Annotated in this window: 20 protein-coding genes and 3 pseudogenes; 8 read left to right on the top strand and 15 right to left on the bottom strand. The window is 67.1% G+C overall.

Annotated features, from left to right (window positions below):
• The first annotated feature begins 45 nt into the window (after nucleotides 1-45).
• Nucleotides 46-507 (top strand): Lrp/AsnC ligand binding domain-containing protein, encoded by a 462-nt coding sequence (locus MBEBAB_RS06260; protein ID WP_021697102.1) that lies wholly within the window; start codon nucleotides 46-48, stop codon nucleotides 505-507.
• Between the two features lie 92 nt (nucleotides 508-599).
• Nucleotides 600-1,681, top strand: a pseudogene (locus MBEBAB_RS06255) (glycosyltransferase family 4 protein).
• An 82-nt stretch (nucleotides 1,682-1,763) separates the two neighbouring features.
• Here the strand turns inward: MBEBAB_RS06255 and MBEBAB_RS06250 are convergent.
• From MBEBAB_RS06250 to MBEBAB_RS06210, 10 genes are all read right to left on the bottom strand, one after another.
• Complete coding sequence (locus MBEBAB_RS06250) at nucleotides 1,764-2,819, bottom strand: substrate-binding domain-containing protein (protein ID WP_021697100.1); 1,056 nt, start codon at nucleotides 2,817-2,819, stop codon at nucleotides 1,764-1,766.
• Nucleotides 2,820-2,901: 82 nt separating this feature from the next.
• A complete protein-coding gene (gene phnE / locus MBEBAB_RS06245) occupies nucleotides 2,902-3,729 on the bottom strand; it encodes a phosphonate ABC transporter, permease protein PhnE (protein WP_045318958.1) in 828 nt (275 codons plus the stop codon).
• Nucleotides 3,726-4,130, bottom strand: a complete 405-nt coding sequence (locus MBEBAB_RS18320) for a PhnD/SsuA/transferrin family substrate-binding protein (protein ID WP_306302002.1) — start codon at nucleotides 4,128-4,130, stop codon at nucleotides 3,726-3,728. Before MBEBAB_RS18320 ends, phnE begins: the two co-directional genes overlap by 4 nt.
• A complete protein-coding gene (gene phnD, locus MBEBAB_RS18315; RefSeq protein WP_306302001.1) occupies nucleotides 4,085-4,726 on the bottom strand; it encodes a phosphate/phosphite/phosphonate ABC transporter substrate-binding protein in 642 nt (213 codons plus the stop codon). The genes MBEBAB_RS18320 and phnD overlap by 46 nt, the downstream gene beginning before the upstream one ends.
• A complete protein-coding gene (phnC, locus tag MBEBAB_RS06235; RefSeq protein WP_021697097.1) occupies nucleotides 4,723-5,520 on the bottom strand; it encodes a phosphonate ABC transporter ATP-binding protein in 798 nt (265 codons plus the stop codon). The genes phnD and phnC overlap by 4 nt, the downstream gene beginning before the upstream one ends.
• A 138-nt stretch (nucleotides 5,521-5,658) precedes the next feature.
• Complete coding sequence (locus tag MBEBAB_RS06230) at nucleotides 5,659-6,423, bottom strand: proteasome-type protease (RefSeq protein WP_021697096.1); 765 nt, start codon at nucleotides 6,421-6,423, stop codon at nucleotides 5,659-5,661.
• A 64-nt stretch (nucleotides 6,424-6,487) separates the two neighbouring features.
• On the bottom strand, nucleotides 6,488-7,351 hold the full coding sequence (locus MBEBAB_RS06225; protein WP_021697095.1) for a transglutaminase family protein: 864 nt from the start codon (nucleotides 7,349-7,351) through the stop codon (nucleotides 6,488-6,490).
• 2 nt (nucleotides 7,352-7,353) lie between these two features.
• Nucleotides 7,354-8,292, bottom strand: coding sequence for an alpha-E domain-containing protein (locus tag MBEBAB_RS06220; RefSeq protein ID WP_021697094.1), 939 nt, complete (start codon nucleotides 8,290-8,292; stop codon nucleotides 7,354-7,356).
• A complete protein-coding gene (locus MBEBAB_RS06215; protein WP_021697093.1) occupies nucleotides 8,292-9,710 on the bottom strand; it encodes a circularly permuted type 2 ATP-grasp protein in 1,419 nt (472 codons plus the stop codon). The genes MBEBAB_RS06220 and MBEBAB_RS06215 overlap by 1 nt, the downstream gene beginning before the upstream one ends.
• A gap of 88 nt (nucleotides 9,711-9,798) precedes the next feature.
• Nucleotides 9,799-11,025 carry a DUF2254 domain-containing protein gene (locus tag MBEBAB_RS06210; RefSeq protein ID WP_021697092.1) on the bottom strand — a complete coding sequence of 409 codons (1,227 nt, stop codon included), beginning with the start codon at nucleotides 11,023-11,025 and terminating at the stop codon, nucleotides 9,799-9,801.
• Between the two features lie 195 nt (nucleotides 11,026-11,220).
• Here MBEBAB_RS06210 and MBEBAB_RS06205 point away from each other — a divergent pair, with 195 nt between their 5' ends.
• Together MBEBAB_RS06205 and MBEBAB_RS06200 are read left to right on the top strand one after the other, a co-directional pair.
• Nucleotides 11,221-12,486 carry a type III PLP-dependent enzyme gene (locus MBEBAB_RS06205; protein WP_045318957.1) on the top strand — a complete coding sequence of 422 codons (1,266 nt, stop codon included), beginning with the start codon at nucleotides 11,221-11,223 and terminating at the stop codon, nucleotides 12,484-12,486.
• A gap of 99 nt (nucleotides 12,487-12,585) precedes the next feature.
• Nucleotides 12,586-13,634: pseudogene (locus MBEBAB_RS06200) on the top strand (1,9-bis(guanidino)-5-aza-nonane synthase).
• Nucleotides 13,635-13,689: 55 nt separating this feature from the next.
• On the opposite strand, the gene MBEBAB_RS16845 reads toward MBEBAB_RS06200, so the two are convergent.
• Both MBEBAB_RS16845 and MBEBAB_RS06195 read right to left on the bottom strand, forming a co-directional pair.
• The gene (locus MBEBAB_RS16845) at nucleotides 13,690-14,385 is read right to left on the bottom strand and encodes an LVIVD repeat-containing protein (RefSeq protein WP_200865111.1); all 696 of its coding nucleotides are present in this window, start codon (nucleotides 14,383-14,385) and stop codon (nucleotides 13,690-13,692) included.
• Nucleotides 14,382-16,130, bottom strand: coding sequence for a DUF305 domain-containing protein (locus MBEBAB_RS06195; RefSeq protein ID WP_200865110.1), 1,749 nt, complete (start codon nucleotides 16,128-16,130; stop codon nucleotides 14,382-14,384). Before MBEBAB_RS06195 ends, MBEBAB_RS16845 begins: the two co-directional genes overlap by 4 nt.
• Nucleotides 16,131-16,267: 137 nt before the next feature.
• Here MBEBAB_RS06195 and MBEBAB_RS06190 point away from each other — a divergent pair, with 137 nt between their 5' ends.
• The 4 genes from MBEBAB_RS06190 to MBEBAB_RS06175 all read left to right on the top strand — a co-directional run bounded on the left by MBEBAB_RS06190 (nucleotide 16,268) and on the right by MBEBAB_RS06175 (nucleotide 18,986).
• Complete coding sequence (locus tag MBEBAB_RS06190; RefSeq protein ID WP_021697088.1) at nucleotides 16,268-16,588, top strand: hypothetical protein; 321 nt, start codon at nucleotides 16,268-16,270, stop codon at nucleotides 16,586-16,588.
• 69 nt (nucleotides 16,589-16,657) lie between these two features.
• Nucleotides 16,658-17,185 (top strand): hypothetical protein, encoded by a 528-nt coding sequence (locus tag MBEBAB_RS06185; RefSeq protein ID WP_021697087.1) that lies wholly within the window; start codon nucleotides 16,658-16,660, stop codon nucleotides 17,183-17,185.
• 149 nt (nucleotides 17,186-17,334) lie between these two features.
• The gene (locus MBEBAB_RS06180) at nucleotides 17,335-18,003 is read left to right on the top strand and encodes a phosphatase PAP2 family protein (protein WP_242397109.1); all 669 of its coding nucleotides are present in this window, start codon (nucleotides 17,335-17,337) and stop codon (nucleotides 18,001-18,003) included.
• A 167-nt stretch (nucleotides 18,004-18,170) separates the two neighbouring features.
• Nucleotides 18,171-18,986 carry a right-handed parallel beta-helix repeat-containing protein gene (locus MBEBAB_RS06175; protein WP_242397108.1) on the top strand — a complete coding sequence of 272 codons (816 nt, stop codon included), beginning with the start codon at nucleotides 18,171-18,173 and terminating at the stop codon, nucleotides 18,984-18,986.
• Here the strand turns inward: MBEBAB_RS06175 and aguB are convergent.
• The 3 genes and pseudogenes from aguB to MBEBAB_RS06160 form a co-directional block, all read right to left on the bottom strand.
• A complete protein-coding gene (aguB, locus tag MBEBAB_RS06170) occupies nucleotides 18,983-19,849 on the bottom strand; it encodes an N-carbamoylputrescine amidase (RefSeq protein WP_021697084.1) in 867 nt (288 codons plus the stop codon). The genes MBEBAB_RS06175 and aguB overlap by 4 nt on opposite strands.
• Nucleotides 19,849-20,843, bottom strand: a pseudogene (locus MBEBAB_RS06165) (agmatine deiminase family protein). Before MBEBAB_RS06165 ends, aguB begins: the two are co-directional and overlap by 1 nt.
• Nucleotides 20,844-20,976: 133 nt before the next feature.
• On the bottom strand, nucleotides 20,977-23,047 hold a 2,071-nt coding region (locus tag MBEBAB_RS06160; RefSeq protein WP_045318954.1), incomplete at its 5' end, for a TonB-dependent receptor.

Below are 23,047 nucleotides of genomic sequence, written 5' to 3'. Positions count from 1 at the left end.
GCCACCTCAACCGAACATAATTTGGTTTGGAAGCGAGAACGCCGAATGCATGATTTGGATGCGACCGATCTCAGAATCCTGAAGACACTTCAACTGGATGGGCGGATCACCAACGCCGAGCTGGCCAAGCGCTGCAATTTGTCCCCGGCCGCCTGTCTGGAGCGGGTGAAGCGGCTGCGGCAACGCAAGGTGATCCTGGGCTATTCCACCCTGATCGATCCGGCGGCAGTCAACCGTGGCCTGCTGATCTTCATCGAGGTGGTTCTGGACCGCACCACCGGCGACCTGTTCGACGCCTTCGCCGCCCAAGCCCGCAAGACCCCCGAGATCATGGAGTGCCATATGGTAGCGGGCGGCTTCGATTATCTGATCAAGGCGCGGCTGGCGGACATGAACGCCTATCGCGCCTTTCTGGGCGACGTGCTGGTGCACATGCCGGGGGTGCGCGAGACCCGGACCTATGCGGTGATGGAGGAGATCAAGAGCATCCCGATCCTGCCCATCTGAAACGGCTTTTCCGGGCGCGGATCATGTCTCGCGTTTGTCGCGGTTAGGGGTTAAGCCTGTCGCCCTTCGGAAACGGGGAGCTGAAGCCCTTAATGCGCATCGTACTGGCCACCGACGCCTGGGAACCCCAGATGAACGGCGTCGTCCGCACCCTGACCCGCACGGTCGCCGAATGTCGCGCCATGGGCCACGAAGTGGAGGTCATCGAGCCGGGGCAATTCAAGACCATCCCCTGCCCCACCTATCCGGAAATCCGGCTGGCCCTGGGCGCCGAGGAGGAGATCCGCGAGCGCCTGCGCGCCTTCGAGCCGGAGGCCGTGCACATCTCCACCGAAGGCCCCATCGGCATCGCCACGCGTCGCATCTGCGTGGAATGGAAACTGCCGTTCACCACCAGCTATCACACCAAATTCCCCGAGTACGTCTCGGCTCGGTTCCCGATCCCGGTTCAGGTGGGCTACGCCTACATGAAGTGGTTCCACAAGCCGTCGGGCCGTCTGATGGTGGCCACGCCGACCCTGCGCGACGAGCTGACCGAGCATGGGTTCAGGAACGTTTCGCCCTGGTCGCGGGGCGTGGACACGACCTGTTCCGGCCCGATCGCGAACCCATCTACGAGGAACTCGGCGGAAAGGACTGGCCGCGCCCGTTCTGGCTGAATGTGGGCCGGGTGGCGGTGGAGAAGAATATCGAGTCCTTCCTTGAGCTGGACCTGCCCGGCACCAAGATCATCGTTGGGGACGGTCCGGCCAAGGCCGATCTGGAGTCCCGGTACCCCGAGGCGAAATTTCTGGGCGCGCGGTTCGGCGAGGAGCTGGCCCGCTGTTTCGCCGATGCGGACGTGTTCGTGTTCCCCTCATGGACCGACACCTTCGGCCTGGTGATCCTGGAGGCCATGGCCGCCGGCACGCCGGTGGCGGCCTATCCGGCGCATGGGCCCATCGACATCATTCCCGGCTCCGGCGCCGGCGCCATCGACGACGACCTGAAGACCGCCTGTCTCGAAGCGCTGAAGATGGATCCCGAGACCGTGCGCGCCTATGCGGAGAAGTTCAGCTGGCGCGCCTCGGCCGAGCAGTTCGTCGAGAACCTGCAGCCCTATCCGGAGCCCCAGAAGACGCGGCTTTGGCGGCGTCTTCGCCGCTTGGCCCGGGTGCGCGGCAAGGCGGCCTGAGCCACATCTTCGAAGACGGACAAAGAAAAACGCCGCGAACCGAAAGGCTCGCGGCGTTCGTCATTTCAGATGATGAGTCCGATCACTCTTCCGGACGGGCCATGCTGGTCTGGCTGGCTACAGCCTCACGCTGGGCCGCGAACTGTTCCGGCATCAGCGGGATCAGGCCGCGGTCCTGAAGATAGCCGCCGCGTCCCATGCTGTTCTCGGAGACGTACTCGGCCACGAACGCGTCGAGGCCGGGCACCACGCCGAGGTGAGCCTTCTTGACGTAGATGAACATGGAGCGGCTGATCGGGTACTCACCAGAGGCGATGGTGTCGACCGTGGGGGCCACGCCGTTGACGGTGGCGGCCTTCACCTGGTCCATGTTCTGCTCGAGGAACGAGAACCCGAAAACACCAACCGCGCCAGGCGTGCGGGTCAGGGTCTGGACGATGGCGTTGTCATTCTCGCCGGCGTCGATCCAGGCGCCGTCCTCGCGCAGGGTGTGGGCCAGGGTCTCGAAGCGATCCTCGTCGCTTTCGGCAAGGGCGGCCAGTTGCGGCACGGCCTCGGCCGACGGGGCCATGCCCAGCTCCAGCCAAGAATCGCGGGTGCCCGAGGTGGGCGGCGGGCCGTAGACCTGGATGCGCTGGGCCGGCAGGCCGGCGCGCACCTGATCCCACGACGCATGCGGGTTGGCGACGTAGTCCGCGCCTTCGCCCGGAACCTGGGCGGCCAGGGCCAGGTAGAGGTCGCCGCCCTCGAAGGCGAAATCGGCGCCGTTACGGGCCGTGGCGATGACGATGCCGTCATAGCCAATCTGGATCTCGATGATGTCGGTGACGCCATTGGCCACGCACTGGTCGAACTCGGACGCCTTCATGCGGCGCGAGGCGTTGGCGATGTCGGGCGTCTGGGTGCCGACGCCGGCGCAGAAGGCGGCGATGCCGCCGCCGGTGCCGAGCGACTCCACGCGCGGGGCGACGCCGCCGCTGCGCTGGGCGTAGTTCTCGGCCACGCGGGTGGTGAAGGGGAAGACGGTCGAAGAGCCCGCCGCCCAGACCGTGTCACGCTGGGCCCCGGCGCCGCCGGAGCCGTCACCGCATGCGGCGACGAGGGCGGCCGCAGCCACCGCGATCAGATAGGGTCTCATGTCCTGAATTCTCCCATGAAGTCTCGACATTGTCCTTACCCGGAGCATGTGACAGGTCGTCTGCGCACGGGTGACGGTTCCGTTACAGAAGCCGCTTGCGCATCGCCTGTGACAGCATGTCGATCAGGCTGACGGCGACGACGATGACGATTGCGATGGCCGAGACCGTCGCATAGTTGAACGACTGGATATTCTCGAACAGCAGCTGGCCGATGCCGCCGGCGCCGATCAGGCCCAGCACCGTGGCCGCACGGCTGTTGGACTCGAAGCGGTACAGGGCGAACGAGGTCCACAAGGGCGCCACCTGGGGTATCACGCCCCAGACGATTTCATGCAAACGGCCCGCGCCGGTGGCACGCACGCCCTCGACCGGCCCGTGGTCGATGGACTCCACCGCCTCGGAGAACAGCTTGGCCAGCACACCTGCGGTGTTCAGGGCGATGGCCAGCACACCGGCCAGGGGCCCAAGGCCCACGGCTACGATGAACAGGGTGCCCATGACCAGATCCGGGATGGAGCGCAGGATGTCCATGACCCGGCGCATGGGCCAGACGATCCAGTTCGGCGCGATATTCCGCGCCGCAGCCAGCCCCATGGGGATGGCCAGGAACACCGCGATGAAGGTGCCCCACAGAGCGATCTGGATGGTCAGCCACATCTGGCCGACCAGCCGCGCCCACAGCTCGGGATTGTCCCACGGCATGGGCGGGTTCAACAATTCGCGCCCATAGAGTCGAATGTTGTCCGTGTTGGTGAACAGCAGCGGCAGGCGGCTCATGTCCACCGGGCCGAAGCTGATCAGCAGAAGCAGCAGCAGACCGCCCCACAGCATGATGTCGAGCGCCCACGCCCCCGCCGATCGGGCAGGCGGCTCGGGGATAACGCCAGGCTGAAGCGGCGTCGCGGTCAAGGCGTCACCTCACGATTCACGCGCAGCTCGGCAAGCCGGGCCTGGGCTGCGGCGACAGCGGCCTGGTCGCCGGAAGCGCGGGCCTCACGCAGGGCCTGGTCGGCCTGCATCTCGCGGATGGGGTCCAGATAACTTCCGTCAGCGGCGCGGAACTGGGAGTAGTTCAGGGCGGCCAGAACCTGACGCTGCCGCTCGGCCTCGGGGCCTTCGCCCTGGCCGTAGGTCAGGAAGAAGCTGCGGATGCGCTCCTTCAGGGCCGGGTCCAGATCGGACCGCAGAACGATGCCTGACTCCGGGATCGGCGGCGATTCCCAGATGGTCTCCAGCTGCGCGATGATCTGAGGGTTGTTCCGGGTCAGGAATACCGTGTTGACCGAATTGGAGGTCGAGACATCCAGCACGCCGTGGCCACCGAGAAGGAATTGGCCTGGTGATTGGCCGAGCGCACGGTTCGGAAGCAGTCGCTTGGCTCGATGTTGCGGGGGCTGAACAGGAAGGTCATGGGCGCAAGCGTGCCCGAGGTGGACTGGGCGTCGCCGAGGCCGAAGGTCAGGCTCCGATCACAGGCCAGCACCTGATCCAGGGTGATGCCCGAGCCGCGCCGCACGATCAGGGTGGAGGTGTAGCTGTCCTTGCCATCCACATCGACGGTTCGGGCGATGACCTCGCCCTGCGACCGGTCGATGGCCTGAAGCGCCGGCAGGGCCGAGAACCAGCCGACCTGCACCTGATCGAAGCGCATGGCCTCGATCAGAGCATTGTAGTTGCTGGCGAAGAAGGGGCGGACCTCGACACCGATCTCTTCCTCCATGTCGTTCAGCAACGGCTCCCACAGGGGGCCGGAGGCAGTCTGGCTCTCGGCCGACAGGATGGAGAAGGTGATCTCGGTCGGGGGGCCGTCGGCCTCGCCCCCACCCTGTCCGCACGAGGCGGTGAAGGCGGCCAGGGCGAGGGTCGAAGCGGCGACAGCGAGGCGGCGGGTGATGGCGCGGCTCATGCTTGAGTCTCCCAGAACGCGTCCTCGAACTCGGGACCGTAGATGTCGATAAGGGTGGGGCGGTCCAGGCCGGCCGAGGGGCCGTCATAGACAACCTTGCCCGCCTTGAGTGCGATCACGCGCTCACAATAGCGAATGGCGTAGTCCACCTGATGCAGGGTGACGATCACGCCCAGGCCGTCGCGGCGGTTCAGCTCGACCAACAGCTCCATGACCTTGCGGGCAGAGACCGGGTCCAGCGAAGCCACCGGCTCATCGGCCAGGATGGCTTGGGCGCCCTGGACGATGGCGCGGGCGATGGCGCCCCGCTGTTGCTGTCCGCCGGACAGGGTGTTGGCGCGCTGGGCCGCGTAGTCGGCCACGCCCACCCGGTGCAGGGCGGCCATGGCCTTTTCCTTGTCCTCGGGCGGCCACAGGCCGAACACGCCGCGCCAGGCGGGCAGACGCCCCAGGGCGCCGAGCATGACGTTGGAAAACAGGCTGAGGCGGCCGACCAGATTGAACTGCTGGAAGATGAAACCCAGCTTGCCGCGCGTGCGGCGCACGGAAGACACTTGACGCCCGTTCTGCTGCACCGTCTCGCCGAAGACGATGATCTTGCCCTTGCCGCCGTCGATGGGAATCAGGCCGGTGATGGAGCGCAGCAGTGTGGACTTGCCCGAGCCGGACGGGCCGATCAGGGCCACCATCTCGCCGGGCGCGACGGACACGGTGACGCCGTCCAGCGCCTTACGCGCGCCATAGGTCTTGGACACGTCGCGCACATCTGCGACGGCGGCGATCTGGGAGCTCATGAACGCGTCAGGGGGCTGCTGGAACGGGTGTGTTCTAAAGGGCAAGCGCCCCTTCTGCCGGGCGCGGATGACTCGTTAATGACACGCCGGGCCGGTTTGCGTCCAGTGCGGCGGATGCGACGGATTACGCCCGCGCCATCAGACGGCCTTGAGACCCGGCGGACGGTCGGTCATCCAGGGCGGCGTGGGCATGACCCGGTGGGCTTCGGCCAGGGCCTGGGACCAGCGCGCGCCCAGTTCGCGGAAATAGGGATCCTCCGCCTCGATACGGCGCTGATCGCCCTTGAGGGCGTTACGCTCCAGGGTGATCAGATCGAACGGCGGCCCTACGGCGACATTGGAGCGAACCGTGGAGTCGAACGAGATCAAGCCCAGCTTCACCGCATCGTCCAGCGGCGTGTCGGTGGTGAGGGCGCGGTCCAGAATCGGCTTGCCGTACTTGAATTCGCCGATCTGCATGTAGGGCGTGTCGGCCCCGCACTCGATGAAATTGCCCTGGCTGTAGATCAGGTAGAGCCCCAGGGCCCCGCCCGCGACCTGACCGCCCATCAGCACGGTGGCGCTGACGTCCACGGCCTCGGCTTCCAGAGAGGGGGCGATGTTCTCGCGCACGCTCTTGACCGCATGGCCCACCAGCTGGGCGGCGCGGAACAGGGTCGGCGCGGTGTGAAGGGTCTCGACTTCATCCGAGTCGGCCATGCGGATGCCTTCGCGCACCATGGCGAGGGCGGTCTGGGTCACCGACAAATTGCCCGCCGTGGCCAAGGCGATGACCCGTTCGCCGGGCGTCTCGATCACATGCAGCTTCTTGTAGGATGAGATGTTGTCGACCCCCGCGTTGGTGCGGGTGTCGGCCATCATGGCCAGGCCTTCGTTCACCAGCATGCCGACGCAATAGGTCATGAATAGTCGCCTGACTCGAAGCCCCAGCCAGCCATAACCGATTCGAGGGCGATGCGACCCACGTTCATCGCGGCCCTCCCGTCTGGCGGCCGCCGGACTGCTGGGCCTGCTGCTGGCCCTGGGACTGACGGACATCGCGCACGTCCAGCTTCACGCTCAGGCGCTCGCCGCCCCCGCCATAGCTGGTTCCGCGCACCGGGGCAGCGCCGAGATAGTCGGGGCCGGAGGCGACCCGCACATAGGACTCGGAGGGGCTGACGCCGTTGGCGGGATCGAACCCCACCCAGCCCAGTCCGTCCACATGGGCCTCGGCCCAGGCGTGGGCGGCCTCCTGATCGGTTTCGCCGTCCATGCGCACCATGTGACCCGAGACATAGCGGGCCGGCACGCCGAGGCGACGGGCCACAGCGATGAAGATATTGGCGTGATCCTGACAGACCCCACGACCCTCGGCGAAGGCCTGGGCGGCGGTGTGGGTGGCCGAGGTGACTCCGACCTCGAAGGTGATCCGCTCGTGCAGGGCGGCCGTGAGAGCGTGCAACTGCTCCAGCCCGGATTTGTCGCGGAAGGTCTCGGAGAAATCGATCAGGGCGGCGTCGCAGGTGGTCAGGGGAGTGTCGCGCAGGAACACTAGCGGAGACAGGCGTTCGGGCCAGCCGCTCATCACCCCGCCGGTGTCGGTCGTGGTGACCTCTCCGGCCACGCGCACGGTCAGGCTGTCGGCGGGCTGTTCGGTGTAGAGGGTGTGGACGATGTTGCCGAAGGCGTCCTCGGACTGGCGCAGGCGGGCGTCCACGTCGGTCTCGATGCGCCAGCGGTCCACCTGTTGGCTGTCGCAGGAGCGAGGCGTCAGGCGCAGCACCTGAATGATGAAGCGCGCGGCCTGATCGTAGCTGTAGGTGGTGGCGTGATCGATCCGGATGCGCATGGTCAGCTCAGATACTGTTCGCTGATGGCCTGACCAAGGCGGTTGTTCTGGTCCAGGAAGGCCTGGATGTATTCGTGCAGGCCGGACTGGAAGATGCGTTCGATGGTGGCCTCCTCGAACTGCATCAGCCGGGTGTTGGCGATGCGCTGGGACAGGCCGCGGCGGCCGTAGTCGGCGGCCAGAAGCTCCAGGCAGCTGACGATCTCGGACTGGCAGCTGGCCAGGGAGCGGGGCATCTGGCGGTTCAGCACCAGCAGGTCCGCCACCAGCCACGGCTTGACGTTGTCGCGGTAGACCCAGCGGTAGGCCGTCAGGGCCGAAACCTCGCGCAGCAGGGTGGTCCACTGGAAATAGTCCAGCTGCCCGCCGACCCGTTCGCCCTCGGGCAGCAGCAGGTGGTATTTCACGTCCAGCAGCCGGGCGGTGTTGTCCGCCCGCTCCACCGCCGCGCCCAGCTTCAGGAACCAGTAGGCGTCGTTCCTAAGCATGGTTCGCGACGAGGCGCCCTCAACCGAGAGGGTGACGGTCTTGACCCACTCCAGGAAGTTGACGAACTCGTCGCGCCGCGTCGGACGCCCCTGTTCCGCCAGGCCGTTCCAGGCGCCGTTGATGGCCTCCCACAGCTCCACTGTCAGAGCGGTGCGCACCGAGCGCGCATTGGTGCGGGCCCGGGTGATGCAGGCGGTGATGGAGGAGTCATTGTCAGGGGCGAAGGCGAGGAACTCACGCACGGACCGTTCGTTCGGCGTCGCGCCCAGGGCGGCAAAGGCGTCGGCCATGCCGGCCGAGCCCACGGCGCCGGCCCAGACGCCCTGGCTGGCGCCTTCTCGGGTGGGGATGGCGGCCAGGCGCAGGGTGGCCTCCAGAATGCGCGCGAGATAGTCGGCCCGCTCGATGTAGCGGCCGGTCCAGAACAGGCTGTCGGCGGTCCGTGAAAGCATCAGTCCTCCAACACCCAGGTGTCCTTGGTGCCGCCGCCCTGGCTGGAGTTCACCACCAGGGAGCCGGCCTTGAGCGCCACCCGGGTCAGGCCGCCAGGCGCCACCTTGATCCCCTGCGGCGACGACAGCACGAAGGGGCGCAGGTCCACATGGCGGCTGGCCAGTTCACCCTTGTCGAGGGTCGGCGCCGTGGACAGGGACAGGGTCGGCTGGGCGATGAAGTCGTCCGGGTCGGCGATCAGCTTCTTGCGGAAATCCTCGATCTCGGCCTTCGTCGCGGCTGGTCCCACCAGCATGCCGTAGCCGCCGGAACCGCCCACCTCCTTGACCACCAGCTCGTCCATCCGGCCCAGCACTTCCTTCAAGGCCTCGGGTTCGCGGCAGCGCCAAGTGGGGACGTTCTTAAGGATCGGCTCCTCGCCGGTGAAGAAGCGGATGATCTCGGGCATGTAGGTGTAGACCGCCTTGTCGTCGGCCACGCCCGTGCCCACCGCATTGGCCAGGGTCACCGTGCCCGCCTGATAGGCGGTCATCAGACCCGGCACGCCCAGGGCGGATTCCGGCTGGAAAGTCAGGGGGTCCAGCCAGGCGTCATCCACCCGGCGATAGATCACGTCCACGCGCTTGGCTCCCTGGGTGGTGCGCATGAAGACAAAGCCGTCGTCCACGAACAAGTCGGCGCCTTCGCACAGCTCCACGCCCAGCTTGTCGGCCAGGAACGAGTGTTCGTAATAGGCTGAATTATACTGGCCCGGCGTCAGCACCACGATGCATGGATCAGCCCCCGCCCCCGACGGTGCGCAGGCGCGCAGGCTGTCCAGCAGCATGTCAGCGTAGGTCTCCACCGGCCTCACCGGATATTCGGCGAACAGGTCCGGGAACAGCCGCATCATCATCTCGCGGTTCTCCAGCATGTAGGAGACCCCGGAGGGCGTGCGGACATTGTCCTCCAGCACGTGGAAGCCGTCCTCGTCGGTGCGGACCAGATCCACCCCGGCGATATGGACCCAGATATCGCCCGGCGGACGGCGGCCCTGCATCTCGGGCCGGTAGCAGGGATTGGTCAGAACCAACTCCGGCGGAATAATGCCGGCCTTCAGACACTCCTGGGGGCCGTAGATGTCCTTTAGAAAGGCGTTCAGCGCGCCCACGCGCTGGACCAGGCCGGCTTCCAGCCCTGCCCACTCCGCCGCGCCGATAATGCGCGGCACCACATCGAAGGGGATCAGACGTTCGCTGGACGCCGCCTCGCCATAGACGGCGAAGGTGATGCCCATGCGGCGAAAGAACAGCTCAGCCTGACGCGAACGGGCCTGCAGCAGGTCAGGCGGCGCCTCGGCCAGCCAGCGGGCCAGCGCCTGGTAGCTCTCCCGGATCTCGGGCGGTCCATTATGACCTGTCATCTCGTCGAAAGGCATGACGCCTCCGTGCGGCTTGCACAACAGACTGGACCGGACGGACCCTGGGCGGCAACCCAATTGTGCATTGCAGCATTATCGGATTTGGTCAGGGGACGGCCTCTTCGATGGTGTTGAAGTCCGGCTTGTAGGCGGTCGCCTGGCGGCACCGGCTCAGCACATGCTGGTCCATGCGCCTCACGGCGGGCTCGAAGACGGCGGCGCCTTTGGCCAAAGACCACAGCCCCTTTCGCAGCCGGATCATCACGGCCGGGTCGGTCACGCCGTGGCGAGCGATCGGGTCCATCACGTCGCTGAGCAGGTCGTGCGCCGCGATATCGGGCGCAAGAATGCGGGAACAGACCTGATCCTCGGCCTCGTCAGGAGGCGTCCGCGCCCAGTCGTCCAGAAGCCGGACGCCGACGCCGATGACCTGCATGGCCGTGCCGGGATCATTGACGCCGGGCGACAAGGCCCGGGTCGCGATCTCCCCCAGCACAATCAGGCCGAAGCGGGGATCCTGATCAAACGAACGCGTTGGGCCGAGCGCAAAGGCCGAAACGAACTGCCTGCGGATGTCATCTTCGCACGTCTTGAGACTGATGCGTGCAAGCGGCTCCCCGCGTCGGACGAAAGCGCCTGGAGGGGCGATGACCTGGACCTCACAGTCCAGCGCCTCTGCCACCTCCTGGAGCCGCTGAGGATCGACATTTCGCACATAGCCGGTGCTCCCGGCCGCCACCAGGGCGCCTTGTTTCAGCACGCCTTCCCGCCCGCTTATGAACGGGCGCCGCCGTCGATCGTGCAGGGCCTCATGTGTGCGCGCCTCCACCACCGACACGATGTGGCCGACACGCGCCAGGCTGGACAGTCGGTCAATCCACGCCAGCAGGCGGAACGCCACGAGAGCCACAACGCACAGGCTGACGAGGAAGATGATCGCGCGGCCCTCGGCGCCATAATAGTTGGCGTTGATCGCTGTGACTCCGACGATGGCGTAAAGGAATGCGCCCACGAAAGTGGCCAGGGACTTCTGCGTGCCTTCGTCGGAGGTGACCAGCGACGCGGCGCGGGGTGTGGCGGCGGAGGACACCGCCGTGTAGGCCGTCACCATTGCGCCCAGCGAGAAGGTGGCCACGGCCAGCAGGCTTGAGGCCAGAATGGTCAATATCTGTTCGACGGACTCCCCGCCCAACCGGTCGGCCACGTCCTCGGGCACCCAAGGGGCGCCCACCACAGCCAGCAGCGCCGCCGCCACACCCACCAGGGCGTAGAGCGCAGCGCGGAACCAGAGACGGCCTTTAAGCCGCCGCCAGGCGAATAACCATCGGTCCATGAACCAGCCTCCCTCGCCTCTGCAACGCCCCGGCGAGGGGGCGGCTCCCGAAAAACATGGGAACCCGCCCTGAAATTGTCACTTTACATGACAGCCCACGAACCCTATGTCGCGCATTCCGGCGGACCCCGTAGGTCCTTATGCTTGCGCCGCTAACGCCGGTCTGGGTTAACAATCATCAGGGGGTTACGTGAATTGCGCACGTACCATATGCCCCTGGACCTGGTCCGTGAGCGGTCCCCCGAGCGTCCCGTCGCACTTGTGCGGCCGCGCTCTGTTTCCGTAGCGGCACGCTGGTTCCAGGACAATCTGAAGGCCGAAGTCTTTTACGCGGTAAAGGCGAACCCCTCGTCGTGGGTCATCGAGACCCTGATCGAGGCGGGCGTCACCGCGTTCGACGTGGCTTCCCTTTCCGAGATCGAACTGGTGCGTTCGGTCAGCGCCACCGCGCGCCTGGCCTTCATGCACCCGGTCAAGGGCCGGTCGGCCATCACCAAGGCCTATTTCGACCACGGCGTCCGCACCTTCGCGCTGGACAGCCATGACGAGCTGCAGAAAATTCTCGACGCCACAGGCGGCGCGAAGGATCTGAACCTGATGGTGCGCATGGCGGTCTCCGCCGACGGCGCGGCCTATACCCTGTCGGGCAAGTTCGGCGTGGCGACGCACGATGCGCCGTCGCTGCTGCTGGCCGTGCGCCAGGCGACGGTGGACGGCCTGATGGGCGTCTCGTTCCACGTGGGTTCGCAGTGCATGCGTCCCTCGGCCTACGAGGCGGCCATGGCCCAGGTTGGCCGCGCCATCAGCCGCGCCGGCGTGTTCGTGGACATCGTCGACGTGGGCGGCGGCTTCCCGTCGGTCTATCCGGGCATGGTCCCGCCGGACATGCAGGAATACGCCGACGCCATCCATCGCGGCTTCAACGAGATGCCGGTTTCGGAAACCACCGAGCTGTGGTGCGAGCCGGGCCGCGCGCTGGTGGCGGAATCGTCCTCGATCCTGTGTCAGGTCGAGCTGAGAAAGGGCGACGCCCTTTATCTGAACGACGGCTCCTACGGCTCGCTGTTCGACGCGACGCACTCGCGCTGGCCCTTCCCGGTCAAGCTGGTGCGGGACGGCGACAGCGCGGGTGAACTGAAGCCCTTCCGCTTCTACGGCCCGACCTGCGATTCCATCGACCACATGCCTGGGCCGTTCTATCTGCCCGCCGATGTACGCGAAGGCGACTACATCGAGATCGGCATGCTGGGCGCTTACGGCGTGGCCATGTCCACGGGCTTCAACGGCTACGGCGTGCACGACATCGCCGCGGTCGAGGACGCCCCCATGGCCTCGCTGTATGGTCTGGCCCCGCGCTCCATCCCCACCGTGCGCACCACGGCGGAAGAGACCGCCCGCAAGGTGGTTCGCTTCAGCCGGCCCAAGGGCAAGGCGGGTCAACGCAAGAAGTCGCGGCGCTAAACCGTCACTTATGCATTCTATTGAGCAGCGGCCCGTCGCTCCGTCCGGGCCGCTGCTTCTCTTGACGACGGGCGCTCAAACCAAAGGGAAACCCTTGCTATGAACGCTCCTGTTCAGTCGAACCAGAAAGCCCAACTGCTCCAGAACACCGTCGAGCACGTGGACATCACGTCCTTCGACGCGCGGCCGATCATCGATTCCATGCGCAAGATGTCGTTCTCCAGCCGAGACACGGCCCGGGCCGCCGACATCTTCAACATGGCCATCGAGGACAAGGACTGCTCGCCGTGGCTGATCCTCGCGGGCTCCACCTCGGCCGGCGGCTGCATGCACGTGTACCGCGACATGGTGAAGTTCGGCATGGTCGACGCCGTGGTCGCCACCGGCGCCTCCATCGTCGACATGGATTTCTTCGAGGCGCTGGGCTTCAAGCACTACCAGGCCGCCGGCGAGGTGGACGACAACGTGCTGCGCGAGAACTACATCGACCGCATCTACGACACCTACATCGACGAAGAAGAGCTTCAGGCCTGCGATCACACCATCCTGGAGATCGCCAACCGCTGGAGCCGCGCGGCTATTCCAGCCGTGAGTTCATCTGGGAGATGGGCAAGTGGCTGTCGGAGGGCAACGCCAAGAAGGAAGGCAGCCTGATCCAGACCGCCTACGAAGAAGGCGTGCCGATCTTCTGCCCGGCGTTCGTGGATTCCTCGGCCGGCTTCGGTCTGGTCAAGCACCAGAAGGAGCGCGCGGCCGCCGGCCAGCCCTACATGATGCTGGACGCCATCGCCGACTTCCGCGAACTGACCGACATCAAGATCGCCGCCGGCGTGACCGGCCTGTTCATGGTCGGCGGCGGGGTGCCCAAGAACTTCGCCCAGGACACCGTGGTCTGCGCCGAGATCCTCGGCGTCGAGGCCGAGATGCACAAATACGCCGTGCAGATCACCGTGGCCGACGTTCGCGACGGCGCCTGTTCGTCCTCCACGCTCAAGGAGGCCGCCTCGTGGGGCAAGGTCCAGACCACCCACGAGCAGATGGTGTTCGCCGAGGCCACAACGGTGGTGCCGCTGATCGGCTCAGACGCCTATCATCGGGGCGCCTGGAAGAACCGCGAGAAGCGACGCTGGAACAAGCTGTTCGCTTAAGAAGCAAAAAGGCCCCGGTTCGCGCCGGGGCCTTTTCTCTTTCCGGAGCGCGCCTCTAGCGAAGGCGGCCGGCCACGCCATCCAGGGTTTCGCGCAGCGCCGCCGCACGCTCGGCTTCGCCGTTGACGCTGAGTCCCGCCGCAAGCTGCTGGAGCGTTCCGGCCAGAGCCGCGTCCGAGCCGCCGGCATCGATGCGCGCCGTGGCCTGGGTCAGGGCCTCCGTCAGCCGGGCGGCCTGATCGGCCGACATGGCCTCGGCGCGGGCCAGTTGATCCACATAGGCCTGGGCGACGACCGGATGGTCAGGCCAGCTCACCGGAAACTGCTGCTGCGGATTGAAGGTCCCGCCCTGGTCGGCAAGACCGGCCGCCGCGATTTCCGCCTCGGACAGATGCTCGCTGGGCTGCAGGGTCAGCACGTCCAGACCGCGCACGATCTCGGTGCCGTAGATGCGGCCATCGTACCAGTAGGTGGACCAGTAGCCGCCCAGGATGGAGTGTTCGCCGTCCACTGGACCGCGGTCGAACCAGGCGATCTCGACCGGATTGGCGGAATCTGTGAAGTCGATCACCGAGATGCCGCCCTGGTACCAAGCCTGAACGAAGATATCGCGGCCCGGCACCGGCACAATGGAGCCGTTGTGGGCGACGCAGTTCTCCTGCTCCGTCTGGGGCGCGGGCAGCTTGAAGTAGCCGCGCTGTTCCAGCTGACCGTCAACGATATCGTAGAAGGCGTTGGCGCCCCACGTCACGGGATCCTGAACGCGGCAGCGCGGCCGCGAACCGCCGCCCCACTCGTCGGTGAACAGCACCTTGGTGCCGTCGTTGTTGAAGGTGGCCGAGTGCCAGTAGGCGAAGCCGGGTCATTGACCGCATCGATCCGGCGCGGCGCGCGCGGGTCGCTGATGTCCAGCAGGATGCCGTTGCCCGAACAGGCGCCCGCCGCCAGGTTCGCGGACGGGAAGACGGTGATGTCATGGCACTGGTCGGTGCGGCTGGTGCGCTGGGTGCCCTCGCCGTGATCGCCGCCCTGCCACAGGCCGGCCACCACGCCCGTCTCGTCGTCGGCGAAGACGCGGGGGCTGTCGACGATGCGGGACCGCGACGGATCCGCCACCGGGATCTCGATCACGTCGATGCTGAACAGGGCCGTGCGCGGATCGCCGGGCAGGCCGACGACGCAGCCGGCCAGCTCCTCATCATCGCGCACCGACGATGTGCCCGAGTTGTAGACGATGATCGACCGCTCGTCGGACGACACCACCGAATGGGTGTGAGAACCGCGGCAGGTCTGGACCTGGCCCACCTGAACGGGGCGCACCGGGTTGCTGATGTCGAAGATGCGCAGACCGCGGAAGCGGTCGGGGCTGACGTCCTCGCTGATGCCCTCGCGACCGCAGTCGACGCGGGCGGTGGACTGCTCCACCGACATGAGGAGGAGATCGCCGACGATGGAGACGTCGCCCTGCCCGCCGGGGCAAACCAGCGAACTGATCAGCTGGGGCTCGGCCTCGCCGATCCGGTAAAGGTTGATGCCGTGGTAGTTGCCCACGGCCATCAGGTCGCCCGAGAAGGCCAGGTCGGTGTTGGCGAAGCTGAGGAAAGGCCCACGCCGGCCGAAGCGGCCCGGGGTCTCCTCGCCGCGCTCGCCTTCGGCGGCCTCATCCTCGGACGGGATCGGGGGCGGCAGGCCGGCGGGGTTGGAGGGGTCATAGAAGCCGGCGGGCTTGGGCAGGCTGGCGACCAGCGTCATATTGCTGGCGGCCTCGCCCGCATCGCGGAAGCCAGGCGTCAGGCTTGAGCGCGGATCATCGGTCAGGCCGCGCGCCAGGGCCGTCATGCGGGTGATCTCGGCCTGCTGTTCGTTTGTGACGTCGCTCACGAACTCGAACAGCACCGGGTCATAGGCCGAACCCGACCGGCCCAGCAGGTCGCCCACCATCTCCACCGCGCCCGCATGGTGGGCGATCATCAGGTCCAGGAACAGGCGGTCAAAGGCCGGGCCGCTGGCGGCGGCCAGTTCGGCCATCTGCTCGGGGGTGGCCATGCCCGCCATGGTCATGTGCGCGTGGGCCGCTCCATGTCCGCCGTGCTGGCCGTGACCGGCCATGGTGTGAGCAGACGGGTCGGGCGCGTCCTGCCCCCTGTCCATCAGCCAGTCACGCATGAAGGCGATCTCGTCGGCCTGTGACGCGGTGATGCGTCCGGCCACCTCGATGATTGCTGGAGTGTTGGTGCGGTCCGCCACCAGAGTCGCCATCTCTGTCGCCTGATGATGGTGGTGGATCATGTCCTGCATGAAGCGCACATCGTCGGCTGAAAAGCGGTTGTCGGCGATGCGGGTCGCCTCCTCAGCGGTCAGGGCGCGCGGCGCCTGGCCGGGCGCGCCGGGCTGCACGATCGGGGCGTCCTGAGCGACCGCAGCCCCGGCGGCCATGAGGCTGAGAACCGAACAGCCGACGAGCAGACGAACAGATGAAGCGGATTTGGCGATCACGAAAAACCCCACGCAGAATGAACCCTGGGTCGAGCCTAGCATGACATTTTCAGGGGACGGCGTGAAAAGGACGCAACCTTGCGCCCACGCGGAACCGTCGCGGCGACCGCGCTTTGAGTCGTTACAGGAGAATTCTCATGAACGATGAGACGACAAAACAGCCCTCTGATCACGGCGAGAAACCCGACCTGGGCCGTACTCCGGACCATCTGACGGAAACCCTGGATAAAGCCCTGACAGGAACCAACGGCGGGTCGGACACCCGAGCGGGGTCGCTGCGGGGCGGCTCGGCGTCCGGTTCCGACATCGATCCTGATCAGGAAACCATCGATCGTGTCCTGACCACGGAAGGCATGGCCGCCGCTGAGGACGAGGGTGACCAGGACGCCGCCGGTGCTGTGCGGAACACCGGCCGCAGGGGCGGGCCCGGAGATGATGCGGACGCCGCCACCGGTTGATCATGATCCGCTTGCCCGGCTCACGACGATGCGCCACGGTAGCCCCCGTATTGATAGAGGACGGTCTTCATGAGGCGTCTGAGCCTGGGCCTTGCCGCCCTTGTCCTGTTCGGCGCGAGCGCCTGCGGCGGCGGTGATCCTGAATCACCCGAGGCGGAGCCCGAGGCGAGCGCTGAGGGTGAAACCGCCGCCGGAAGCGAGGCGACAGCCGCCGAAGATACGGCGACACCGGCAGCCTCCGCAGAGGCGGCGATCCTGGCCGATGCCGACGCGCGTCTGGCGGCTCCCGACGCCCCGGCCTTCGCGGTCATCTATCCCGGCGGCGTGATTGACGAGGATGCGGCCCCGGCCGAAAACGAGGCTGGAGCGGGCGGCATCGTGACCTATGTCACCACCGCGTCGCCCGATGAAGTGATCGCTTTCCATCGGAACCGCGCCGAGGCCGAGGGCCTGGCGTCGGTCATGGCCATGAACCAGGGCGACGCACGCGCTTATGGCGCCCATTCCACCGCCGACGGGGGCAATCTGTCGGTCTTCGCGACGCCTGCCGAGGATGGCGGAACGTCGGTACAGCTGGTCTGGAGCGCCGGGGGATGAGGCGAGGTCGCCTGCTCGCTGGGGCGATCACCGCTGCGTTGCTGGCGGGCGGTTGTTCCGTCAATGCGTCCTTTCCTGCGCCTTCCCGTGTCGAAGCGCCCGCGCAGACGCCGCAGCCGTACCTGGCCCCCGATACGCTGGCGTCACTGGTGTCGGCGGTTCCCCCGCCCGTAACGGCCGGGTCGTCCGAAGCGACGGCGGATCAACGGGAGTCCTTGCGCTGGACGGGGTTGGAGGACAGCGACCGCTGGCGTCTGGCTCAGACCCATGCGGAGGTGCGCCCCGCGCTGGCGGTCCAGCATTTCGACTGTCCGCTGAACACCCGGCTTGCCGACGATCCGCCCCCGGCGCTGGTGCGCCTGCTGGGCCGGTCGCTGCGGGATGCATCGGTCGCCTCCAACGCCGCCAAGGCGGTGGGTTTTCGCGCCCGCCCGATCGCCGATGATCCCGCGCGCCGCGCCTGCATCCGGGTGGATGGCGATCTCAGGACCAGCGCCTCGCACCCGTCCGGCCACGCCACGGTCGGCGCCCTGTGGGGCCGCATCATGGCCGAGGTCGCGCCCGATCAGGCCGAGGCCCTGATCCGCATCGGCGACGAGATCGGCGTCAGCCGCGTGGTCTGCGCCCTGCACTATCCGTCCGACGTGGCGGCGGGGCAGGCGCTGGGCGAGGCGCTGTTCGCGGCCGTGCGGGCGACGCCGGACTATCAGGCCGATCTGGCCGCCGCCCGCGTTGAGGTGGCCCAGGCGCGCACCTTCGGGCGGCTCAACCCCGGCTGCGCGGCGGAGCGCATCGCCCTCGGGCAGACCCCATCCTGACCCTGCTCGTCGCCCTGATCTCCCTGCAGCTCGCGGCCGAGCCGCCGGCGCGATCCTGTTCGACTGAGGAGACGACGGCCCTTCTGGCGCCCGGAACCCATGACGATCCGCCGGTGCGCCTGACGTGCCGGGCGCGGCTTGGCCCGGGCGATCAGGTTACGCGGCGCGTGCTGATCGAGGGGGCGGAGGCGTCGGGCGCGGGGCTGATCTGTGACGGGGCGGTGATCGGGCGCGCGGGTCAGGCGACCACCACCCGCACCCCAACCATCGCCATCTGGTCGCGGCGCGACGGACACTGGAGCCGCCCGCGCAACATCCTGATCCAGGGCTGTCATGTGCACGGCGCGATCCGGGTCTGGGGCGTCGGCGCGGGCCAGCGGATGGACGAGTTGCGCCGGTCCTCATACCGTGCCGACCACACCCACCGCCTGCAGGCCGCCGCGCCGACGAGCGTGCGTCTGGAGGATGTGAGAATTACCGGCACGGGCTCCATCCCGCTCTATGTGGGCCCCGGCGTCACCGGCCTGAGCCTGACCGGGTCGCGGCTGGAAGGGCGTTCGGTGTCCACGGCCATCTATCTGGACGCCGAGAGCGGCCTGAACGTGCTGAGCGACAACATCATCGCCGTTCGCACGGACCGGGAGGTCATCGCGGTCGACGGCTCGGCGGGCAATGTCATCACGGGCAACACCATCGCCCTCAGCGAGGGCGGCCTGACCAACCGGGGCGGAGTGTTCCTGTATCGCAACTGCGGCGAGGACGGGATCGTCCGGCATCAGACGCCGTCGAACAACCGCATCACCGGCAACACCTTCCACGCCTCATGGTTCGGCCCGGCGCGCGCCGTGGTGGTCGGGTCGCGCGAGGGAGACCGTCGCTACTGCGACGCCGACGCCGGTCATCCCTTCGGCAGCAGTCAGGATGATGGCGACGGCGCCACCGGCAATCTGGTCCGCGACAACCGGGTCGAGCGCGGCTTCTAGGCCGGCTTGCCGGTCAGGGCGCCGTAGAGATCCGTGCGGCGGTCGCGGAAGAAGCCCCAGGCGGCGCGGTGCCGGTCCAGGAAATCCAGATCGAATTCGTGCACCAGCACGCCCTCGTCATGACGGCCCAGGGTCTCCACCAGATCGCCCCGGTGGTCGGCGATGAAGGACGAACCATAGAAGGTCTGCCCCGCCTCGGTGACCTGCTCGTGGCCGGTGCGGTTGGCGCCCACCACCGGTACGACGTTGGACACGGCGTGGCCCTGCATGGCGCGGCGCCACGGCTCGGCGGTGTCCAGCGAGGGGTCGTGGGGCTCGGACCCGATGGCGGTGGGATACATCAGCACCTCGGCCCCCATCAGCATCATGGCCCGCGCCGTTTCCGGGTACCACTGGTCCCAGCAGATGCCGACGCCCACCTTGCCGAAGCGGGTGTTCCAGACGCGGAACCCGGTGTCTCCGGGGCGGAAATAGTACTTCTCCTGATAGCCGGGCCCGTCGGGGATATGGCTCTTGCGATAAAGCCCCAGCGCCTCGCCGTCGGCGTCCAGCATGACCAGCGAGTTGTAATAGTGCGGCCCGTCGCGCTCGAAGATGGAGACGGGGATGGCCACGCCCAGATCCTTGGCCACCGGGGCCAGGGCAGTCACGCACGGATGCTCGCGCCAGGGATAGGCGGTGGCGAACCAGTCCTCCTCCTGGGTGACGCAGAAATAGGGGCCCTGGAACAGCTCGGACGGCAGGATCACCTGCGCGCCTTTGGACGCCGCCTCGCGCACGAACGCCACGGTCTTCTTGATGTTCGCATCCATGTCCGTTCCGTAGGACGTCTGGATGGCGGCGACACTGATCGTGCGGGGCATCAGGCGGGCTCCTGCTGGGTGATGCAGTGGAAGGATCCGCCGCCGGACAGGATGGCGAGGGACGGCAGGGGAATGATCTCGCGGTCGGGGAACACCTCGGCCAGGGCCTTGCAGGCCAGGCCGGCGGCGGTGTCGTCGCCATAGGTGGGCACGATCACCGCGCCGTTGGCGATCAGGAAGTTCATGTGGCTGGCGGGGACGACCTTCTCGTCCTCGTCCACGACCAGGCCGGGCGACGGGATGCGCAGGACGCGGATGGCGTTTCCGTCAGCGTCGGTCATGGCGGCCAGATCGCGGGCGGCGGCGTCATAGACGTCGGCGTTGGGGTCCTTCGTCCCCCAGGCCACGGGGCAGGCGACCACGCCGGGCGCCACGAAGCGCGCCAGATTGTCCACGTGGCCGTCCGTGTGGTCGTTGAACAAGCCGTCGCCCAGCCACAGCACCTTGCGGGCGCCCAGCGCCCCGGCCAGCGCGGTCCCGGCCGTCGCCTCGTCCCAGTCGGCGTTGCGGTTGGGGTTCAGCACGCACTGGCGGGTGGTCAGGATCGTACCGGCGCGTCGTGATCCACGGCGCCGCCCTCGAGGATGAAGGCGTGGGGCGTCAGGGCCGCGCGGGCGTGGGCGGCGATCTGAACCGCCACGGTGTCGTCGTGCTCCAGTTCGTACTTGCCGCCCCAGCCGTTGAACTCGAAGGCGTTGGCGACGCCGTCCGCGTTGAAGATCGGTCCCGTGTCGCGCAGCCAGATGTCGCCGAAGCGGCCGTCCACCACCTCGACGTTCGCCACGTCGGCGAAGCGGGCGCGGGCGTCATCCAGCGCCCCGGCCTTGCCCACCAGCAGCCGCACCTGCTCGCGGCCCGGGCCGGCCAGGGCGCGGACCAGAGCCTCGACCTCGGCCTGGGCCGGTTCGAGGTTGTCCTCCCACAGCTCGCCGTGGCTGGGCCAGCCGACCCACATGGCGCGGTGCGGGCTCCACTCGGCGGGAATGACGGTCATGGCGAGGTCCTGAAACGCGAAAAGGGCGGCGCGCGCAGATAGCCACGCCCGACGCCTCATTCAACCTGCACCGCGCCCAAAGAAAAAGGGCGGACCCGAAGGCCCGCCCTTATCCTCAGTGCTGTCTGCGGCCTTAGAAGGCGGCGCGCAGGGTCAGCATGGCGGTGCGCGGAGCGCCGACCTGATACTGGGCCGTGCCCGACGTCGACGTGGAGATATCGGCCAGATATTCCTCATCGAGCAGGTTGATCACGTTCAGTTGCAGCCAGGAGTTGGTTCCCAGGCCGTTCAGGCGGTAGCGGACATCCATGTCCCAGACGGTGTAGTCGGGGGCCACTTCGGTGTTGATGTCGTTGGAGTAACGCTCACCGACGTACTTGCCTTGCAGGCCCAGGTTCCAGTCGCCGATTTCATAGTCAGCGCGGAAGCCGAACTGCCAGTCAGGGGTCTCGACCAGTTGGTTGCCCGCGGTCGGGATGAAGACGCCGCCGCTGCTGGGCAGGTCGTTCTGAACTTCGCTGTCGGTGTAGGTGAAGGAGCCGTACAGGGTCAGGGCGTCGATCGGGGAGAAGCCGATCTGACCGTCGACACCTTGCAGGGTCACGTCGCCGACGTTGCGGGTCAGGAACAGGTCAGCCGCTTCGTCGTAGGTGCGGACGATGCGGTTGGCGTAGTCCGTGCGCCAGATGGCCACCGAGGCGATCAGCGAACCCGACTGGTAGCGATAGCCCAGGTCGTAGGAGTCGGTGGTTTCCGGCTCCGGGTTCGGGATGACGCGGTCGTACAGGTCATCGGTGCGCGGGGCAGAGAAGCCTTCGGCGTAGCTGCCGTAGAGGGTGTGGTTCGGAGCGAAGCGCCAGTTCACGCCAAGGTTCGGCAGAACGGCTTCGTACGACTTCTCGAACGAGCGCGGCACACCGTACCAGGCGTTTCCGCCGGGGTTCAGCGCCGAGGCGGGGAAGCGGACTTCACCGTCAGCGTTGGTCTCCGTCGGGGTCTGGGTGGTGCAGTACGCGTTGAACGTGTCCCGCTGGTAGCAGTAGTTGTTCAGTTCGCGGTCGAAGAACGGAGCGCGGACACCCAGCAGCAGGTCGACGGTGTCGTTCAGGAACGTTCCCCGGTACTCCAGCGCGATCTGGTTCAGGATCGCGTAGGACTGACGGTCACGGCGACGCAGGATGGTGCCGTCCGGCAGCTCCACCCGCGGGCCCTTGCGGCCGGCGAACACGTTAACCGGGCGGCCCGAGTCGTCCAGGAAGCCCATCTCACCGGTCTGGCGGTGATCGCCACGGTCGTAGGTGTAAGCAGCGCGCACCTGATTGTTTTCGTTGGGCTGCCAGATCAGCGAGCTGGTCACGCCATAACGGTGGGTCTGGGTGTTGTTCGGGCGGTGCAGAACCACCGTATCGCCGATCACGCCGTTGCCGTTAAGGTCAACGCCCGCAGCGCCGCTGTTACCGCGGATCTGGGGGTCGGTTTCGTTGATCGTCTGGGTGCCGCCGCCGTTGGCCAGGACGTACTGGAACGAGGGGTCGACCGTCAGGGTCAGGCTGTCGCCCAGGGTGAAGCGCGACTGACCACGGATGTTGCCGGTGTTCGACGGATTGATAGCCGTGAAGGACGCCTGCAGGGTATTGGACTGATCGTAGGCGATGCCCTGTTCGAACTGCGCCAGGGTCACGCGGCGCGTGAAGCTGTTGCGGTTCTCGTTGTAGTGGCCGACCAGCGAGACGAAGTCGCCGTTATCGCCCAGCGGCTGGTAGATGCGGCCGTTGTACTGGGTCTTCTCGATGCCGCCCGGATCCTTGAAGTGATCATACTCGGTGCGCGAGACGGACGCCCAGGCGCGGGTGCCCCAGGGGCCGAATTCGCCGGTTTCGACCAGCGCGAAGATGCGGCCGTAGTTTTCGCCGCCAACCGACGGCTGAACGATCAGGCCGGGGTCGCGCGACGGACGGCGCGTGACGTAGTTGATCGTGCCGCCGGTGGCCGAGGCCGTCGGGCTGTCCACGTCAGTGGTGCCCAGGTTCACGCCGGCGCGCTCGATCAGTTCGGGATCAAGCTGCTGGTTGGAGTAGATGGCGTAGTTGCCGGTGTCGTTCAGCGGGATGCCGTCAGCGGTCAGCGAGATGCGGGCGGCGTCAAAGCCGCGCATGGTGATGTCGCCGCCCGAGGAGCCGTAAGCATCGTTATTGGTGAAGTTG

Origin of the sequence: Brevundimonas abyssalis TAR-001 (genome assembly GCF_000466985.1) — a bacterium.
In the GTDB taxonomy this organism is placed as follows: domain Bacteria; phylum Pseudomonadota; class Alphaproteobacteria; order Caulobacterales; family Caulobacteraceae; genus Brevundimonas; species Brevundimonas abyssalis.
The sequence above is the reverse complement of the archived record's forward strand: the minus strand, read 5'-3'. Positions and strand labels throughout refer to the sequence as shown.

Coding starts and splice junctions, on each gene's coding strand:
- MBEBAB_RS06260 (WP_021697102.1), top strand. CDS start 46: ATGCATGATTTGGATGCGACCGATCTCAGAATCCTGAAGACACTTCAA.
- MBEBAB_RS06250 (WP_021697100.1), bottom strand. CDS start 2,819: ATGAGACCCTATCTGATCGCGGTGGCTGCGGCCGCCCTCGTCGCCGCA.
- phnD (WP_306302001.1), bottom strand. CDS start 4,726: ATGAGCCGCGCCATCACCCGCCGCCTCGCTGTCGCCGCTTCGACCCTC.
- phnC (WP_021697097.1), bottom strand. CDS start 5,520: ATGAGCTCCCAGATCGCCGCCGTCGCAGATGTGCGCGACGTGTCCAAG.
- MBEBAB_RS06230 (WP_021697096.1), bottom strand. CDS start 6,423: ATGACCTATTGCGTCGGCATGCTGGTGAACGAAGGCCTGGCCATGATG.
- MBEBAB_RS06225 (WP_021697095.1), bottom strand. CDS start 7,351: ATGCGCATCCGGATCGATCACGCCACCACCTACAGCTACGATCAGGCC.
- MBEBAB_RS06220 (WP_021697094.1), bottom strand. CDS start 8,292: ATGCTTTCACGGACCGCCGACAGCCTGTTCTGGACCGGCCGCTACATC.
- MBEBAB_RS06215 (WP_021697093.1), bottom strand. CDS start 9,710: ATGCCTTTCGACGAGATGACAGGTCATAATGGACCGCCCGAGATCCGG.
- MBEBAB_RS06210 (WP_021697092.1), bottom strand. CDS start 11,025: ATGGACCGATGGTTATTCGCCTGGCGGCGGCTTAAAGGCCGTCTCTGG.
- MBEBAB_RS06190 (WP_021697088.1), top strand. CDS start 16,268: ATGAACGATGAGACGACAAAACAGCCCTCTGATCACGGCGAGAAACCC.
- MBEBAB_RS06185 (WP_021697087.1), top strand. CDS start 16,658: ATGAGGCGTCTGAGCCTGGGCCTTGCCGCCCTTGTCCTGTTCGGCGCG.
- aguB (WP_021697084.1), bottom strand. CDS start 19,849: ATGCCCCGCACGATCAGTGTCGCCGCCATCCAGACGTCCTACGGAACG.